General features: G+C 69.5%; 17 protein-coding genes. 8 read left to right on the forward strand and 9 right to left on the reverse strand.

Annotated elements, in window-relative coordinates; translation table 11 throughout:
- From E3O57_RS01140 to E3O57_RS01150, 3 genes are all read left to right on the forward strand, one after another.
- A partial coding sequence (locus tag E3O57_RS01140) for an HNH endonuclease signature motif containing protein (protein WP_134456546.1) occupies positions 1-325 on the forward strand: 325 nt, incomplete at its 5' end.
- A 134-nt stretch (positions 326-459) separates the two neighbouring features.
- A complete protein-coding gene (locus E3O57_RS01145) occupies positions 460-1,242 on the forward strand; it encodes an HAD-IA family hydrolase (RefSeq protein ID WP_198416779.1) in 783 nt (260 codons plus the stop codon).
- Between the two features lie 9 nt (positions 1,243-1,251).
- Positions 1,252-2,946: a CYTH and CHAD domain-containing protein gene (locus E3O57_RS01150; RefSeq protein WP_103478735.1), complete on the forward strand. Its 1,695-nt coding sequence runs from the start codon at positions 1,252-1,254 to the stop codon at positions 2,944-2,946.
- Positions 2,947-2,971: 25 nt separating this feature from the next.
- Here E3O57_RS01150 and E3O57_RS01155 read toward each other — a convergent pair whose 3' ends face one another.
- Positions 2,972-3,397 carry a MarR family winged helix-turn-helix transcriptional regulator gene (locus E3O57_RS01155; protein WP_240632234.1) on the reverse strand — a complete coding sequence of 142 codons (426 nt, stop codon included), beginning with the start codon at positions 3,395-3,397 and terminating at the stop codon, positions 2,972-2,974.
- 69 nt (positions 3,398-3,466) lie between these two features.
- Here E3O57_RS01155 and E3O57_RS01160 point away from each other — a divergent pair, with 69 nt between their 5' ends.
- Positions 3,467-4,276, forward strand: a complete 810-nt coding sequence (locus tag E3O57_RS01160; RefSeq protein WP_103461648.1) for a tryptophan-rich sensory protein — start codon at positions 3,467-3,469, stop codon at positions 4,274-4,276.
- Positions 4,273-5,874 (forward strand): MFS transporter, encoded by a 1,602-nt coding sequence (locus E3O57_RS01165; RefSeq protein WP_103461647.1) that lies wholly within the window; start codon positions 4,273-4,275, stop codon positions 5,872-5,874. Before E3O57_RS01160 ends, E3O57_RS01165 begins: the two co-directional genes overlap by 4 nt.
- On the opposite strand, the gene E3O57_RS01170 is transcribed toward E3O57_RS01165, so the two are convergent.
- The 7 genes from E3O57_RS01170 to E3O57_RS01200 all read right to left on the reverse strand — a co-directional run bounded on the left by E3O57_RS01170 (position 5,852) and on the right by E3O57_RS01200 (position 13,042).
- Positions 5,852-6,733: an FHA domain-containing protein gene (locus tag E3O57_RS01170; RefSeq protein WP_103478734.1), complete on the reverse strand. Its 882-nt coding sequence runs from the start codon at positions 6,731-6,733 to the stop codon at positions 5,852-5,854. The genes E3O57_RS01165 and E3O57_RS01170 overlap by 23 nt on opposite strands.
- A gap of 4 nt (positions 6,734-6,737) precedes the next feature.
- Complete coding sequence (locus E3O57_RS01175; RefSeq protein WP_088456804.1) at positions 6,738-6,980, reverse strand: hypothetical protein; 243 nt, start codon at positions 6,978-6,980, stop codon at positions 6,738-6,740.
- A gap of 160 nt (positions 6,981-7,140) precedes the next feature.
- Positions 7,141-7,419, reverse strand: coding sequence for an HPr family phosphocarrier protein (locus tag E3O57_RS01180; protein ID WP_088456803.1), 279 nt, complete (start codon positions 7,417-7,419; stop codon positions 7,141-7,143).
- A 96-nt stretch (positions 7,420-7,515) separates the two neighbouring features.
- Positions 7,516-9,201 (reverse strand): phosphoenolpyruvate--protein phosphotransferase, encoded by a 1,686-nt coding sequence (gene ptsP, locus E3O57_RS01185; RefSeq protein WP_103461645.1) that lies wholly within the window; start codon positions 9,199-9,201, stop codon positions 7,516-7,518.
- 42 nt (positions 9,202-9,243) lie between these two features.
- The gene (locus E3O57_RS01190; RefSeq protein ID WP_103461644.1) at positions 9,244-11,289 is read right to left on the reverse strand and encodes a fructose-specific PTS transporter subunit EIIC; all 2,046 of its coding nucleotides are present in this window, start codon (positions 11,287-11,289) and stop codon (positions 9,244-9,246) included.
- Positions 11,286-12,257 carry a 1-phosphofructokinase family hexose kinase gene (locus tag E3O57_RS01195; RefSeq protein ID WP_103478733.1) on the reverse strand — a complete coding sequence of 324 codons (972 nt, stop codon included), beginning with the start codon at positions 12,255-12,257 and terminating at the stop codon, positions 11,286-11,288. Before E3O57_RS01195 ends, E3O57_RS01190 begins: the two co-directional genes overlap by 4 nt.
- Positions 12,254-13,042, reverse strand: a complete 789-nt coding sequence (locus E3O57_RS01200) for a DeoR/GlpR family DNA-binding transcription regulator (protein WP_088456799.1) — start codon at positions 13,040-13,042, stop codon at positions 12,254-12,256. The genes E3O57_RS01195 and E3O57_RS01200 overlap by 4 nt, the downstream gene beginning before the upstream one ends.
- Positions 13,043-13,412: 370 nt before the next feature.
- Here E3O57_RS01200 and E3O57_RS01205 point away from each other — a divergent pair, with 370 nt between their 5' ends.
- On the forward strand, positions 13,413-13,616 hold the full coding sequence (locus tag E3O57_RS01205) for a hypothetical protein (RefSeq protein ID WP_103478732.1): 204 nt from the start codon (positions 13,413-13,415) through the stop codon (positions 13,614-13,616).
- 3 nt (positions 13,617-13,619) lie between these two features.
- Here the strand turns inward: E3O57_RS01205 and E3O57_RS01210 are convergent, their stop codons facing one another.
- Positions 13,620-14,357 (reverse strand): glucose 1-dehydrogenase, encoded by a 738-nt coding sequence (locus tag E3O57_RS01210; RefSeq protein WP_088456797.1) that lies wholly within the window; start codon positions 14,355-14,357, stop codon positions 13,620-13,622.
- A gap of 107 nt (positions 14,358-14,464) precedes the next feature.
- Here E3O57_RS01210 and E3O57_RS01215 point away from each other — a divergent pair, with 107 nt between their 5' ends.
- Complete coding sequence (locus tag E3O57_RS01215) at positions 14,465-15,610, forward strand: exonuclease SbcCD subunit D (RefSeq protein ID WP_103478731.1); 1,146 nt, start codon at positions 14,465-14,467, stop codon at positions 15,608-15,610.
- The coding region (locus E3O57_RS01220) for an AAA family ATPase (protein ID WP_134456548.1) at positions 15,607-17,607 on the forward strand (2,001 nt) is incomplete at its 3' end. The genes E3O57_RS01215 and E3O57_RS01220, both read left to right, overlap by 4 nt.

Below are 17,607 nucleotides of genomic sequence, written 5' to 3' on the forward strand. Positions count from 1 at the left end.
AGTCCGCTGCTTCACCCCGCTGCAACGCAGGGCGATCACCGCCCGAGACGGCGGCTGCATCATCCCGGGCTGCACCTGCCCACCGCAATGGACCGAAGTCCACCACGTGCAGCCGTGGCAAAACGGCGGCGCCACCAACGTCAGCAACGGGGTTTTGCTGTGTTGGTATCACCACCACAACATCGACACCTCCGGGTGGCACATCCGCATGGTCCTGGGCATGCCCGAAGTCAAAGCCCCCCACTGGATCGACCCCACCGGAACCTGGCGAAAACCACCCCAACACCGCGCCCACGACCCGAAGACCCGACGACAGGACGAGTAGCCACCGCCCGGGGGTCCGCCGGTCGCGTGAGCCTGTCGGCACGCGTGCAATTACCGCCCGCCAACCGGCCTTCGTTAGGGTCGAAGGAGAAGCATGACTGTGACCACGAAGGTGCTTCGGAAAATGGAATCACCATGACGACCTCCGAAAACTCGGCCGGCACCATCGGCGAAAGGATGGCCGGCGCTGATATCGAGGCCGATCTCCAGAGCATTTTGCAGGCGGTTCCGGAGCCTGGTGCCGAGAGTGAGGCGCACGCCGTGCTCGGGCGGGTCTTTCAGGGCGTACTTTTCGACATGGACGGCACCCTGGTCGACTCGACCAAGGCCGTGAACCGGTCCTGGCAGCAGTGGGCCGACGAAATGGGTCTTGGTGCGCTCTTCGCCGGCGTGCAGCATGGCCGTCCGGGCCGCGAAATGATCGCCGATCTGGTCCCGGCTCACCAGGTCCAGACGTCGTTCGCCCGGGTCAATGAGCTCGAACTCAGCGACACCGACGACATCACCATCCTGCCCGGAGCTGCTGAGCTGATGGCCGTCATCCCCGAAGAACGCCGAGCGATCGTGACGTCCTGTCCTCGGGAGCTGTGCCACACCCGTCTCGCATCCGCCGGATTCACGGCCCCGGCCACGGTGGTGACCGTCGAAGACACCGTCAAGGGAAAGCCGGCGCCCGACCCGTTCCTCGAGGCCGCCGACAGGCTCGGCCTCGACGCCCGCCAGTGCGTGGTCGTCGAAGACGCTCCCGCCGGACTCGCCGCGGGTCGCGCAGCCGGCTGCGCAACGATCGGCGTTGTCGGCACTCATTCGGCCGACGAGCTGGACGCCGACCTCGTTGTGTCCAGCCTCGACCGCCTGAGCATCGAACTGCACGATCACGGCGTGGTCTTTGTTCTCCAGACCCAGCCGAGGGAGTAGACAGGACACATGACAGGGCGAGAGCAGACCGAGATCGAGCGTAAGTACGACGTCGAGGGGCTGCGGCCCGTTCCGTCGCTGCAGGGGCTCGACGGCATCACCGCCGACCCGGCCGAGGTGCCTTGTGTGCTCACGGCCGTGTACTACGACACTGCCGATCATGACCTGGCCCGCCACCGCATCGTTCTGCGCCGCCGTGAGGGTGGCGGCGATGCCGGCTGGCACCTCAAGATGCCGGCTGTCGAGGGGCGCACGGAGGTGCACTGGCCACTGGACATCGGCGACGCTGACGGTTCTGAACACATCCCCGCCGAGGTGCTTGAGCCGGTGCGCGCGATTGTGCGCGACCGGCCGCTCACCCCGCTGGCCCGGGTCAGCACTGTGCGCACCACGGTGCGACTCACCGACACCGATGGCCACGCCCTCGCCGAGATCGCCGACGACCTCGTCTCCGCCTCCGATGTGCGCGGTGGAACGTACCGCAAGTGGCGCGAATGGGAGCTCGAGCTTCTGGATGGCGCCCCCGACACCCGCAAGAAGCGCACCAGACTGCTCGATTCCGTCGAACAGGTGTTGCTCACCGCCGGAGCCACCCCGTCCACGAGTGCGGCCAAGATCGCTCGTGCCGTGGGCGTGGAGTCCCTGACCGAGCTCGACGGCGCCGAGGTGCTGCCGGGACTGCTCCCCGCCCCCGCCCTGCAGCAGCCGGACTCCGCTGGTGCCGTCGTTGTCGGAGCGCTCCGCGACCTGACCGCGACCCTCGTCGACGCCGATCCCCGGGCGCGAGCGGCTGCCCCGGACGCGATCCATCACATGCGCACCACGGTGCGCCGCCTGCGCAGCGTCCTCGCGGTCTACGCGAGATTGTTTGAAAAGGCCCCGGTGAAGGAGCTGCGCTTCGAGCTCAAGCACCTCGGAGTCGAGCTGGGCCGAGCCCGCGACGCCGAAGTGCGCGCCGCCCGGTTGGTCGAAGAACTCGCCGGCGTCGCCGAATACCCCACCGAGGATGCGCGAACCCGGCTCGTCGGTGGAGCCCGCCGGGACTACGCGGAGGGCCTCGCAGCGGTGCGCGAGTATCTCCTGAGTACGCGTTACTACCGGCTTCTTGATGCCCTCGAGAGCTTCACGGCCTGGCCGCCGATCACCCCGAAGGCGGACCGTCCCGCCGCCGCCGAGATCAAGCGGGACCTCGGCAGGGCCGTCGCCGCGCTGGAGCAGCTCACCGCCACGGTGTCCGACGCGGATGAGCCGGAGCCGGCGTTGCACGAGGTGCGCAAGGCCGCCCGACGGCTGCGCTACGCCGCTGCCGCCGTGGCGTCAGCCGACCCCGTGGCCGAGGCGACGGCGACGAAGCCACCCACAAAGAAGTCGGCCGCCAAGAAGTCGGCCAGGACGGCAGCGAAGAAAACGGCCGCGAAGCGCGCCCACACTGCCGCCCGATTCGCGAAGCTCCGTCGGCGCTACGCGCACGTCGCCCGGGCGGCCAAACCGCTGGTGAAGCGGCTCGGCGACCGGCACGACAGGCTGCTCTACATCGAGGAGCTCGGCCAGGCCGCGGAGGCGGCCCACGAAAGCGGTGAGAATACCCTGGTCTACGGCATGCTCGTCGCCCGGGCCGAGCGCAGCGACGCCACGGTCCCCGTTGTCCTCGACGACACCGCCCGATCGGTGCAGCAGCTCAAGCGACTCGTCGGCGGGCTCTGAGCCAGCAGGGACAGAGCGAGCCGGATTACCAGCGCTCCGCCGAGGACGCTGTGATGATCTGCAGCAGGGCTGCGCGCAGCTCGTCGGCGTTCTCGAGCGGGGGAAACACGTCGGCCTCGAGGGTGCGGGCCTGCTGCCACGCGGCGGTGCCCGCGTCGGTGCGGGTCACCAGGTGGCGCCGGGCGTCGCGCTCGTCCCGGATGCGTGCCACCAGACCCTCCCGCTCCAGCCTGTCCAGGGTGCGCGACATGGTCTGAGTCTGCACCCGTGCCTGCCGGGCCAGTTCGGTCTGACTGCGGGCTCCGTCGCCGAGCAGGTGCAACACAATCAGGCCGGCATGGGTGAGGCCGAGGGAAGCGAGGGCTTCGACCCAGGCATGCTCCACCAGCCGGGCAGCCGTGGAAAGCAGTCGACCGTTCGGCCACTGGGCCATGGCATCGGGAGTGGTCACCCCCTCAATGTACTGCTACCGTGGGTTAGTCAGCTAGCTGACCAATTCGCCGCGACGGAGGAGAACCCCATGTCCACATCTCGCGATCTGCTCCGCCAGAGCACCGTCCTGATCAGTGCGATCCTCGCCCTCGTCGGATCGTTCATCGGCTCGGGCGCCGCGGGCGGCACGCCCATCCAGAACGCCTCCGGGGGAGCGCTGGCCGCCGATGCCACTCCGATCGCCCCGGGCGGACCGGCCTTCGCCATCTGGACGCCGATCTACGCCGGGCTGGTGCTCTACGCCATCTGGCAGTTCCTGCCGAGGCAGAAGACCGACCCCCGCCAGCGCCGCCTCGGCTACCCAGTGGCCGCCTCGCTGCTGCTGAACGCGGCCTGGATCCTCAGCGTGCAGTTCGACCTGCTCTGGCTGAGCGTTCCGGTGATAGTCCTGCTTCTGGCCGTGCTGGTCTGGGCGTTCCTCATCATCCTTGACACCCGCCCGCGGTCCCTGCTGGAGACCGTTCTGGTCGACGGCACCATGGGCCTCTACCTCGGTTGGGTCTGCGTGGCCACCGCCGCCAACATCACGGCAGCCCTCGTCGCCGCCGGCTTCGACGGGTTCGGCCTGGCCGCCGATGCCTGGGGTGTCCTGATCATCGCGGTGGCCGGGCTCGTCGGCGTGCTCCTGGCCGTGGTCGGCCGCGGCAGGCTCACCCCCACCCTCGCCCTCTGTTGGGGCCTTGGCTGGGTGGCGTTCGCGAGGCTCACCGGCGACCTGCTCTCCACTCCCACCGCGATCACCGCGATCGTGGCGGTCGTCGTGGTGCTCGTCGTCACGCTGTTCCTCCGCATCCGCGCGCCGCGCCGGCTGAACACCACCGCATCGGCCACCGCATGACCGGGGCACGCCGCCGCTGGTTGGGCCTGGTCTTCATCAGCATCGCCGTCGCGCTGATCATCGTCGATTCCACCATCGTCAACGTCGCGATCCCCTCGATCATCGACGACCTCGACATCACCTCCACCCAGGTGCAGTGGGTGCAGGAGAGCTACACCCTCGTATTCGCCGCCCTCCTGCTGGTCTTCGGCACCCTCGCCGACCGCTACGGGCGCCGGCGCATCCTTCTCACCGGAGTAGTGATCTTCGCCCTGGCGTCGGTGCTGGCCGCGATGGCCCAGACCGGCGACCTGCTCATCGCCGCCAGGCTGGTGCAGGGCATCGGCGGCGCCATGGTGCTGCCCACCACCCTGTCGCTGATCAACGCCACCTTCCGCGGTCGGGACCGCGGCATCGCCTTCGCCATCTGGGGCTCCACGATCGGCGGTATGGTCGCCGTCGGCCCGCTGCTGGGCGGTTGGCTCACCACCTACTTCTCCTGGCGCTGGGCGTTCGGCATCAACGTGCCGCTGGGCATCCTCATCGTTGCCGGGATCCTGGTCTTCGTATCCGAATCGCGCGACGCCGGCGAACCACGCCGGATCGACGGTGTCGGCGCGGTTCTCTCGGTGATCACCAGCGCCACCCTGGTGTTCGGCCTCATCGAGGGCCGCACGTACGGCTGGTGGCTCACCGAGACGGCACCGACCCTGGGCGATTGGACCTGGCCGTTCAACCTGTCGATCATCCCGGTTGCCTTCCTCGTCACCCTGGTGTCAGGCACCGCCTTCATCCGGTGGGGCCTCCGACGGCAACGGCAGGGCAAATCCACCCTGCTGGCGTTCTCGCTCTTCCGCATCCCGTCGTTCCGCAACGGCAACATCGCCGCGCTGATCGTGTCGCTCGGCGAATTCGGCATCATCCTCTCACTGCCGCTCTGGCTGCAGAACGTGCTCGGCTACGACGCCCTGCAGACCGGGTTCGTACTGCTGGCCCTGGCCATCGGATCGTTCGTGGCCAGCGGCGTCGCTGGGGCCTTGGGCAACCGGGTCTCGCCGCTCACCATCGTGCGGGTGGGCATCGTCGCCGAGATCCTCGGGGTGGCGGGCCTCGGCACCGTCATCACGGTGGATGCGACGTGGCTGTCGATCGTGCCGTTCCTGTTCGTCTACGGCATGGGCGTCGGCCTGGCCACGGCCCAACTCACCGGCGTCGTGCTCGGCGACGTGCCGGTCGACCAGAGCGGCCAAGGCTCCGGAACCTCGAGCACGGCCAGGCAGATCGGCTCGGCGCTGGGCATCGCCGTGCTCGGCACCGTGCTGTTCACCTCGGTCGGGCTGTCCCTGGACGCCAGGCTCGCCGAACTCGAGGTGCCGGCGGCGACGAGCGCGCAGATCGTCGATGTCGTCGTCGACAGCGCGGGAGCAGCCATCCCGTCGCTGGATGCCCAGAGCCCGGCAGTGGCCGACGCGGCCCGCGAGGCATTCAGCGAAGGCACCCGCTACTCGGCGTACGCGGCCGCCGGGTTCCTGGTTGTGGGGCTTCTCGCCAGCCTGCGGCTGACGGGCAGGCCCCTCGAACGCGAAGAACTGCCGGTCACGGCGGAGGTCGCCGGGTAGTCCGGTCCCGGGGCGGCTGCGGTTTCTGTACCGAGAGCTCCCCGCCGAGTCGGCCACCGAACGGCCGGCCGTGGTCGGCGTATTCCTCCCGGAAGAACCCCATGCGCCAGCTACCCATCTCGAGGCGGGCGCCGGTGCGCAGAATCTGGCCCGACGACGGGTCATCCGTCCGGGCACCGCCGCCCACTGGGCCGAGTGCCACGAGGAGATACTCGTCGTTCTCGTCGTGCCGGATCTCGGCGTGCAACGCGTCCAGCCCCCCCAGACGCAGGTCTGCGTCTTCAGCGCTGCCGATCCGGGTCACGCCGGGCAAAAGGTCGAATTCCCGCGGCGGCTGGCCATTCCAGTACTCCGACCCCACCACGAAGATCAGGCGCGGCCGGCCGGCTCCGGGGGCGTAGTGCGTGGTTGTGACACGCCGCCGGATGCGCCGGGCCAGGGTGGGCACCAGCGGGAACGGGGTCGGGGGAGGCAGCGGCAGTGTCCGCTCCGGTGCGGCGGGCTGCCGCCAGCGCCGCAGCAACGGGCTTACCGCGGCGGTGCTGCCCACTACGAGGTGCGGAGACTTCGTGACCAGACGCTGGGCAAGCGGCGCCTGCACGGCGCCCATCCGCGCGATCACCCCGTCGGGCCCGCTCACCGAGACCACGAGTCCGCGTTCGGCCAGATCGGCGGCGAGGGTGCGGAGGGCCGGCAGCGACGACATCCGAGCACGCACGAATCGTTCGGGATCGCTGAGGAACACCTCGATCTCCAGGCCGTTCGCACGGATGGTGCCGTGGGCCTGGTCCTCGGCCGGTTCACCGTCGGCCGGGTCGATCGAGAAGACCAGATCGATATCGAGCCGGGTGCTGCCCATGGGTCTAGTCGGCCGGATTCTCGCTCGTGGTCACCCTCAGGGTGCCATTGAGCTTCCAGATTGCCCGTGGCGCGTCTGGCCCGATATCGCGGGGAACCTCGACCGTCATGTCGATGAAGCTGTAGTCGATGACGGCACTCTTACCGGTCAGGTACGACCACATTTCCTTGCCCAGGTCGGTCCAGTCCTGGATGCTGTGTGCGTCTGGTCCAGAGGCCGGCGCGGGGTCATTCTGCAGATCGGTCATGAGGCAGGTCCTATTCGCTCGTCGTTGAGGATAGGGGAAACGATAGCCGGGGCCGGCGGCGCGTAACTGGGTATCTGCCTAAATCACGGCGCACCTGGCAGCACATGTGAAAACAGCCCGCCCGCCGGAGGCGAGCGAGCTGTTTTCGGTGACGCGGGTTCTACTCGGCGTCGAGGTCAGTCTCGAGGATCTTGACGAGGCCTTCGAGGGCCTCATCCGCTCCGTCGCCCTCTGCGCGCAGCACGACGACCTGGCCGTTTGCGGCACCCAGGCTCATGAGCGACAGGATGCTCGACGCGTCCATGGCGTCGTCGGCCGGGTCGCCCTCGAGCGCGATGGTGACCTCGATCGGCAGTGCGCCGACGGCCTCAGCGAAGATCGCTGCGGGACGGGCGTGCAGGCCGACGCGGCTGGCGATGGTGGCGGTACGTTCTGACATGGTTCCTCCTGAAACTGTACGGATTACAACTGTATTGCCCGCGCGATGTGCACACGCCATGAGGCGGCAGCACATCGCGCGGTTGACGCGTGGGGCTTAGAGCCCCAGTTCGTCGAGAATGGGCAGCTCGGCGCGAACCCGGGCACGCGCCTCGAGGGCGCTCGGGGCAGCCAGGGCGATGCCGGCGAGGCGCTGGGCCTCTTCGACGGTGACCTTCGCCAGCACTGCAGCGACAGCGGCGAGGGCGCGAGCGGTCATCGACAGGGTGTTCACGCCCAGGCCGACGAGCACCACGGCCAGAGCCGGGTCGGCCGCGGCCTCGCCGCAGACACCGACGGGCTTGTTGTTGCCCTCGGCGACGGAGCCGGCCACGGTGAGCTGGATCAGGCGCAGCACGGCGGGCTGCCACGGCGTGTTCAGCGCGGCGAGCGGGCCGAGCTGGCGGTCGGCGGCCATGGCGTACTGGGTGAGGTCGTTGGTGCCGAGGCTCGCGAAGTTCACCTCGCCGAGGATGGTCTCGGCCGTCAACGCGGCGGAGGGAACCTCGACCATGACACCCGGGTTCTTCAGCCCGGCCTCGCCGCACATGCGGGCGAAGTCTGCGGCCTCTTCGGCGGTGGAGATCATCGGGGCCATGACCCAGACATCCGCTTCGGTGCCCTCTGCGGCGGTCGCCACGGCGGCCAGCTGGCGCTTGAGCACGCCGGGCGAGGTGAAGTCGGTGCGGTAGCCGCGCACGCCGAGAGCCGGGTTCGGCTCGGATGCGTCGGTGAGGAAGGGGAGCGGCTTGTCGGCGCCGGCGTCGAGCGTGCGTACGACGACCTTCTTGCCGGGGAACGCGTCGAAGACGCCGCGGTACGCGGTGACCTGCTCGTCGAGGGTGGGTTCTTCGTCGCGGTCGAGGAAGCAGAACTCGGTGCGCAGCAGGCCAACGCCCTGGGCGCCGGCGGCGGCGGCCTTGACGGCATCCGCTGCCCCGCCAACGTTGGCAAGCAGCGGCACGAGGTGACCGTCGGCCATGACGCCCTCGCCGGAGAACACCGCGAGGGTGGCGGCGTTGGCGGCCCAAGCCGTGGCGGCCTCGAGCTGGTCGGCGTCGGGGTCGACGCTGATGCTGCCGGCGGCGCCGTCGACGTAGACCTGGGTGCCGTCAGCGATGGCTTCCACACCGACCGCGGCGACGACGGCCGGCAGGCCGAGGGCGCGGGCGATGATCGCGGTGTGCGACTGCGGTCCGCCGCCGGAGGTGACCAAGGCCAGCACGACGGCCGGGTTCAGCGTGGCCGTGTCGGCCGGCGCCAGGTCGTCGGCGACGAGGATGAATGGTTCGTCGGAGGCGGGGATGCCCGGTGCGGGCACCCCACGCAGTTCCGCGACGATCCGGGAGCGCACGTCGAGGACGTCCGTGGCCCGCTCGGCCATGTAGCCGCCGAGGTTGTGCAGCATTTCGGCCACGGATGCCGCGGACTCCCAGATTGCCCGCTCAGCGGAGGTGCCGGTGTTGATCAACTTCACGGCGCCCTTGATGAGCATGGGGTCCGCGGCCATCAGTGCCGTGGCCTCGAGAACCGACTTACCCGCTCCGGTGGCGCTGACCGAGCGCTGCTTGAGCTCGGCCTGCACCGCCTTCGCGGCTGCGCGCAGTGTGACGGCGGCATCCTCTGCCGTCGTCGACGAGGCCAGCTGTTCTCCTGCTGGCGGCTCGCTCACGGCTTTGGGCATCTGCCGGACGGATCCTACGATTCGTCCGGGGCTGACCCCTACTCCTGTGAAACTCTGCACGGAACTTCCTCTATTCTTCGGCGTTAATGGTGCCCACTAATGTTAGGCGGTCACCAGGGTGTTGTTCTGCTGGATGGACCCCGAAGTCGGGGTCTTTCGGACGTAGCGCTTGAGCACGATTACCGCTATGGCCGAGATGACGGTGCCGATCAGGATCGCCAGGATGAAGCCCAAAACGTTCTCGATGGCGAAGAACACGAAGATTCCACCGTGCGGCGCCTTCGACGTGACACCCCAGGCCATGGTCAGCGCACCGGTGGTGGCCGCGCCGAGCATGCTCGCCGGGATCACACGCAGCGGGTCGGCCGCGGCGAACGGGATCGCGCCCTCGGAGATGAACGACGCACCCAGCAGCCAGGCTGCCTTGCCGTTGTCGCGTTCGACCGGGCTGAACAGTTTGCGGTCGAGCACGGTGGCCAGGGCCATCGCGAGCGGCGGCACCATGCCGGCGGCCATGACCGCGGCCATGATCTGCCACGGCGCCTGGTTGGCCAGCGTTGCGGCACCCAGGCCGGCGACGGCGAAGGAGTAGGCCACCTTGTTGACCGGGCCACCGAGGTCGAACGCCATCATCAGGCCGAGGATCATGCCGAGGATGACAACCGACGCGCCGGTCATGCCGCTGAGCCAGTCGTTCAGGGCGACGGTCAGCCAGGCGATCGGTCCACCGAGCACCAGGAACATCAGTCCGGAGGCGAAGATCGAGGCCAGCAGCGGGATGATCACGACGGGCATCAGGCTACGGAGCCAGCGCGGCACGTCGAACGAGCCGATCCAGGCCGCAGCGATACCGGCGAGCAGGCCACCGACGATGCCGCCGAGGAAGCCGGCACCCATGAAGCCCGAGACCGCACCGGCGACGAAGCCGGGAGCGATGCCGGGGCGGTCGGCGATGCCGTAGGCGATGTATCCGGCCAGGGCCGGAACCAGGAAGCCCATTGACAGGGCACCGATCTTGAAGAAGACCGCGCCCAGGTAGATGGCCAGGCCTCCCTCGGGCAGGTTCCACAGGCTGTTCTGCAGCACCACGTCGTCGGCGACGTCGGTGACGTCGTAGCCGCCGAGCAGGAAGCCCAGGGCGATGAGCAGGCCTCCACCGGCGACGAACGGGATCATGTAGCTGACACCGGTGAGCAGGGCACGCTTGATCTTCTGGCCCATGTGCTCGTTCTCGGACACCGAGTCGGATGCCGCGGCGCCGCCACCGCTGACGCGGCGGGCGTTCGGGTTGTCCACGGCGGCGAGAGCCTCCTGGATCATCTTCTTCGGGTCGTCGATGGCGCGCTTGACGGGGGACTGCACGAGGGGCTTGCCGGCGAACCGGCCCTTGTCGCGCACATCGACGTCAACGGCGAAGATGACGGCGTCGGCGGAGTCGATGACCGAGGCGGCCAGCGGGGTCGCTCCGGCGGAACCCTGGGTCTCGACCTGCAGGTCGATGCCCATCTCCTTGGCGGCCGCGACGAGCGCGTCCGCTGCCATGTAGGTGTGGGCGATGCCGGTGGGGCAGGCGGTGACGGCGACGAGACGGCGGGCCCCGTTGGCCGGGGTGCCCTCGGTGCCGGCTCCGGTGGGCGCCGCGGTGACGCGCGGGGCGGCGGAGGTGGAGTGCGCTCCGGCTGTGGTCGCCGCGGTGACCGGTGCGACGATGTCGGTGACCAGGGTCACGATCTCCTCGGGGGTCTTCGCGGCGCGGAGGGCTGCGGTGAAGTCGGCCTTCATCAGCGACCGGGCCAGCTTCGACAGGATCTTCAGGTGGTCCTGGTCGGCGCCTTCGGGGGCGGCGATCATGAAGATCAGGTCGGCGGGTCCGTCGGCCGAGCCGAAGTCGACCGGCTGGGACAGACGGGCAACGGCCAGCGTCGGCTCGGTGACCGCGCTCGAACGGCAGTGCGGGATGGCGAGTCCGCCGGGGATGCCGGTGGAGGTCTTGGCTTCGCGGGCGAGGGCGTCGGCGTACAGCCCGTCGATCTCGGTGGCTCGGCCGGCTCCGACGACGAGCTCGGCGAGGTGCCGAATCACGGTCGCCGGCGCGGCACCGAGGTTCTGGTCCAAAGCAACGAGCTCTGGGGTAATCAGTGCACTCACTGGTCATCCTCCTTTGGATGTGTAGCAAATGCCGTCACTGTGACGGCGCTGGGGTCGGTTTGGGTCACGGCCGGCACGGTTGAGCCGGGCAAGGATGCGGCAGCGGCGCCGTGGGCGACGGCCTGACGCAGGCAGTCCGGGGCGGATGCTCCGGCCAAGTCGCTGAGCAGGAAACCTGCCAGCGAAGAATCTCCGGCGCCGACGGTCGAAACCGCGACGATCGGGGGACGAGTGGCAAGCCAGTAGCCCTCCGCGGTGACCAGCAGGGCGCCCTGGGAACCGAGGGTGGCCAGCACGGCGCCGACTCCCGCGGTGATCAGGGTCTGCGCGGCGCGTGCGGCCAGGTGCGGGTCGGCCTCGAGGCTGTCCGGGTCTGAGATGCCGGTGAGCTCGGCGAGTTCGTCGGCGTTGGGCTTGAGCAGGTCGGGGCCGGCGCTGATGGCCGCGGCCAGGGGGGCACCTGAGGAGTCGATGGCGACTTTGGGAGCCGCGGCGCCGAAGCGGGTCTTGAGCTCCCGGGTGAGGTCGGCGTAGAAGGTGTCCGGCACCCCGGGTGGCAGCGAACCGGCCAGCACCAGCCAGCTGGCGCCCTCGGCCTTCTCGAGGACGAGCTCCACCAGGGCGGACTGCTGCTCGTTGGTCAACACCGGACCGGGTTCGTTCACCTTGGTGGTGGTGCCGTCCGGTTCGGTGATCGCGATGTTGCTTCGCAGGGTCGCGCCGATCGGCAGGCCGAGGTGCGGGATGCCCTGAGCGGTCAGCGCGAGCAGCACCGGGTCATCCGCGTCGCCGGGCAGGATCGCGAGGCTCTCGATGCCCGAGGCTGCCAGGGCGCGGCAGATGTTGACACCCTTGCCGCCGGGTTCCTGATGGGCGTCCCGGGCGCGCTGTACGTCGCCGCGCGCGAGCGGGCCGGCGAGTTCGATGGTGCGGTCCAGGCTGGGGTTGGGGGTGAGTGTGACGATCATGCGATTACGACCTCGACATCCGCCGCGGCCAGGGCTGCGGCAAGTTCAGCGGAAGGGGGAGCATCGGTGATGAGCGCGTCGATGTCGCTCAGAGCAGCGAACCTGACCAGGGTTTCCTGGTCGAGCTTTGAGGAGTCGGCCAGCGCGACAACGCGGCGGGCGGAACGCACGATCGCGGTCTTCACGGCGGCCTCGACCGAGTCGGGGGTGCTGAAGCCGAAGTCGGCGGCCACGCCGTTGGCGCCGACGAAGGCGATGTCGGGGCGCATGGCGTCGAGCATCTGGGTGGTGCGGGTGCCCACGATGGCCCGGGTGAGGCCGCGCACCCGGCCGCCGAGGATCTGCAGCGAGATGGCCTCGTTGCCCGCCAGCTTGTAGGCGATGGGGAGGGCGTTGGTGATCACCAGGAGCTGGTCGCCGGGGTTGGCCGGCGTCCACTCGAGAAGCCGGTCGGCCAGCAGTTCGGTGGTGGTGCCGGAGTCCAGGATGATCGACCCCGTTGTGCTCGCGGGGATCATGGCCAGGGCGGCGTCGGCGATGCGGGCCTTCTCGTCGTGGCGCTGGGTCTGGCGCTCTTCGAGGCTGGCCTCGGACATGCTCAGCCGGTCGATGGCCACGGCGCCACCGTGCACGCGGCGCAGGTGCCGGCTCAGTTCGAGGGCGGAGAGGTCGCGGCGCACGGTCTCCGGGGTGATGTCGAAGCGCACGGCCAGTTCGTTCACGGTGACCCGGCTGCGGTCGGACACCATCTCGGCGATCATCGACTGACGCTCTTCGGCGAACATCGGGCCTCCTCGACGGTGAGAACGCGGCCCGGGGGAGTCGCGCAAAAGTTTGTATTCCTGACTTTAGACCCGTTTGTTTTTGCTTGTCAACACAAACACAGATAAACAAAGATCCCTGAATGCGAGCCGACAGTTCCCGGGGTGAGTTGCGGACTTCCCGCCTTCGCAGACGAAATGAAGGCGGGATGCCCGTGCCGACCTCGACCGGCCGTTCTGGGTCATCGGCTCAGGCTCGCGCCGGACGACCTCGTCGAGCGCGGTGTACTGGTTCTCGGCTGCGTTGGAGGGCTATTCGGGTCGCAGGGGGTTACAGCGCGCCAGAGCCGCACTCCCGCTCCTTCGCACGCGCTCGGAATCGCCGCGGGAATCGATGCTCCGGGTGATCATCGTGCTCGCCGGGCTTCCGGAACCCGAATGCAATGACAACGTGTTCGACGAGAACGGCCGGTTCCTGGTCAGGGGTGACCTGGTCTACCCCGAGTACCCGCTGTTGCAGTTCACCGACGACGACCTGCTGGACCCGGCCGCCCTGGTGGCGCGGATCACGCGGCGGTTGCGGGCCCGGGGATGGTGAGACTTATTGGTAGTGCGACAGGCCGCTCAGCTCGCCGCCGTCGGTGAGGAACTCGGCTCCGGTGGAGAAGCTCGACTCGTCACTGGCCAGGAACAGCACCAGGTTCGCCACCTCGGTGGCCTGGCCGATGCGGTGCAGCGCCACGTGGTTCTGCGGCACATCGAGCCCGGCGGTCATCGGGGTGGCGATGGCGCCCGGATGCACCGAGTTGACCCGCACGTTGTACTTGCCGAGGTCCAGCGCGACGGACTTGGTGAGCCCGCGCACCCCGAACTTCGCCGCCACGTAGCCGGGGAGCGCCTCGTAGCCCTGCAGGCCGGCGGTCGAGGACACGTTGATGATCGAGCCCGCCTTCGACCGGATGATCATCGGCACCGCCGCCTTGATGCCGAGGAACACCCCGGTGAGGTTGACCGCGATGATGGTGTTCCAGGACTCCAGGGTGTACTCCTCGATGGGACCGAAGTTCACGATCCCGGCGTTGTTCACGAGCACGTCGAGCCCGCCGAAGTCGTCCACCGCGACGGCGACGGCGGCGTCCCAGTGCTGGGCGCGGGTCACGTCGAGGTGCACGTACCGGCAGGCCTCGCCCAGTTCGGCGACGAGGGCCTTGCCGTCCTCATCGAGCAGGTCCCCGATGACCACTTGCGCGCCCTCCTCGACGAGGCGACGGGCCATCGCGGCACCGAGTCCCCGCGCTCCACCACTGATGAGTGCGACCTTGCCGCTGACACGTGCCATGGTGTTTCCTCCATTCGAGTCGACCTTCGACAAACGAGTTCGACGGGGAATGTACACGCGCGGGGCTCTGGCCAGTACTGTCGGTGGCCGACGGTAGCGTGAGTGATATGAAGATCCTGCACACGAGTGACTGGCACATCGGGCGCACCTTCCACACCCACTCGACCCTTGACCACTTGGCGCTCGTGCTCGACGCCCTCGTGGACATCGTGCGCGAACGCGGGGTCGACGTGGTCGCCGTGGCCGGTGACATCTTCGATTCGGCCACACCGTCCGCCGACAGTTACACCCTGCTCAGCGGCACCCTGGCGCGCCTGCACGCCACCGGCGCCCGGGTGGTGATGACCAGCGGCAACCACGACTCGGCCACCCGGCTCGGCTTCCAGTCGGAGTGGGCGGGGCTCGCCGGCATCCACGTGGTCACCGGGTTCGACCAGTACCGCACCCCGATCTCGATCGACGACGAACACGGCCCCGTGCACTTCTACGGCATCCCCTTCCTCGAACCCGCCCTGGTGCGCCACCACTACCCCGACGAGCTCCTCAAGACCCACGAACAGGTGCTGGGCCTGGCCATGCGGCAGGTGCGCGCCGACCTCGCCGACCGCGGCGGCCGCTCGGTGGTGCTCGCGCACTGCTTCGCAGCGGGAGTCGCCGCCAGCGATGTGGAGCGCGACATCAGCGCCGGCGGCCTGGACCTCGTTCCGGTGAGCGTCTTCGACGGCCCCGACTACGTCGCGCTGGGCCACATCCACGGTCGCGCGCAGATCACCGACAGGGTGCGCTACTCGGGAGCCCCGCTGCACTACTCCTTCGCCGAGGCCGACAAGCCCCGCGGCGGCTGGCTCGTCGATCTCGATGCGAACGGACTGGCCGAGACCGAGTGGGTCGACCTGCCGATTCCCCGGCGCCTGCGGGTGGTCACGGGGGAGCTCGAGTCCCTTGCTCACGACGACGCCTTCACCTCGTTCGAGAACGACTGGATCGCCGCGGTGCTGACGGACCGGGTGCGGCCGCTGGACGGCATGCGCACCCTGCAGAAGCGCTTTCCGCACTGTGTGGCCCTCGAGCACCGCCCGACCATCACGCAGGCGACCGAGGAATCCACCTATTCCGACCGGGTCAAGCACAAGAGCGACCCCGAAATCGTGGCCGGCTTCCTGGAGTTCGTGCGCAACGGTGTGGGCCTGAGCGCCTTCGAGCGTGAGCTGGTCGCCGAGGTCCTGGGCGATACCACCGAGGCCACCGTATGAAGATCACCCGGCTGCGCATCGCCGGCTTCGGCCCGTACAAGACCGAGCAGGAGGTGGACTTCACCCGCTTCGACGCCGACGGAATCTTCCTGATCACCGGCAAGACCGGCGCGGGCAAGTCCAGCATCCTGGACGCCATCTGCTTCGCCCTGTACGGCTCGGTGCCCCGGTTCGACGGCAGCGAACTGCGGCTGCGCAGCGACCACTGCGACCCGGCCGACCCGAGCTTCGTCGAGCTCGAGTTCACCCTCAAGGGCGACACCTACAGGGTCTACCGCACCCCGCGCTTTGAGAAGGCCAAGAAGCGTGGCGTGGGCACCACCACGGCGCAGCCGGATGCGCGCCTCGAGCGGCTCAGCGCCGGCACCGACGGCACCGGCGACTGGGTGGGCATCGCCGCCCGCCCGGTGGATGTGGGCACCGAGCTCAGCCGGATCCTGCCGTTGAAGCAAGACCAGTTCCTGCAGGTGATCCTGCTGGCCCAGAACCGGTTCCAGCGCTTCCTGCTGGCCAAGACCGACGACAGACTCACCGTGCTCCGCACCCTGTTCGGCACCCTTCGGTTCCAGCAGCTGGAGACCGAGCTGCTCACCCGGCGCAAGGTGCTCGACGACGAGCTGACGCTGGTGCGGCACGAGATCGACGGGATCGTGGCCGCGACCCTGCGCCAGCTGTGGCGCAACGACGACGAAGACACCCGACCCGAGTCCCCGGCCGACCCCGACCTCGGCTGGTTCGACGCGGCGCTCGACACCCTCGATTGCCGGCTGGCGGCCGCCACCCGGCACGCCGAAACCGCCTCCGCGGCCCTGACAGCGGCCACCGCCGAGTACCAGGCCGCCGAGGACCGGCGCCGACGCCAGGACCGCCGGGATGCGGCGGCCCGCACGCTGACCGCTCTCGAGGAGCGCGGGGACGAGATGCTCGGCAGCCGGGAATCCCTGCGCCTGGCCGAGCACGCCGCCAGGGTCTGGCCGCAGGTGCGCGCCCGCATCGACGCCGACGCCTCGGTCGGCACGGCCGAGGCCACAGCGACCGCCGCCCGGGCCGCCTGGAAGCGGCTTGTCGCCGAGGACGACGACGCAGACTCAGCAGATGCCGCCGGCCTCAGCACCCTGATCGACGACAGGCTGCGCCAGCTCGGCAGCCTCGACGACCTGCTCGTCGAGGAACGCAGGCTGCCCGCCCTCGACGAGCAGATCACCGATCTCGAGCGCCGCACGGCCGCCCAGATCGAGGCGCTCGACGCCGCCAGGCTGCTGCTGCTCGCGCTGCCCGAGCGCATCGACGCGGCAACGGATGCCCTCGCCGCGGCGACCCTCGGCGCCGCCCGCGCCCCGGAGGCCGAAGCGACACTGGCCCGGGCCGAGGCTGCACTGGCCGCGGCCGAAGACGTGCGCCGGCTGGAAACCGAACTGGTGGGGGTACACCGCGCCGAACGGGAGGCCGTGGCGGAGAACACCGCGGCCGCCCTGCACTATCAGCAGCTCGTGGACGCCCGGCTCGGCGGTTTCGCCGTTGAGCTCGCCGCCGGTCTCGTCGACGGCGAGCCCTGCGCGGTCTGCGGGGCCACCGAACACCCGGCGCCCATGACCGGCGACGCCGCACCCGTCACCGACGACGACCTCGACGACGCCCGCGACCTGATGAGTCGCCGTCAGGGGGCCGTCGACGCCGCCCGCACTCAGTCCCTGCACGTCGATACCCTGCTCACCACCGCCCGCACCCGCTCCGGCGACGATGATTCCGACACGCTCGATGCGGCACTCCGGCAGGCAGAGGATGCCCTCGCCGTGGCTGCCGACCACCGCGCCAGGCTGCCCGCCCTCGAGGCCGAGCTGGCCCGCCTGCGCGCCGACCAGGCCGAGGCCCAGGCCGCCCTGGCCCCGCTGCAGCTGGCGCGCGACGAAGCCACCGTGCACCTGGCGGAACGCCGGACCGAGCGCGACGGCATCGCCGGACGCGTCCAGGCCCAGCGGGCCGGGTTCGACAGCGTC

It is taken from the genome of Cryobacterium sp. TMN-39-2, assembly GCF_004402745.1.
Classification (GTDB): Bacteria; Actinomycetota; Actinomycetes; order Actinomycetales; family Microbacteriaceae; genus Cryobacterium; species Cryobacterium zongtaii.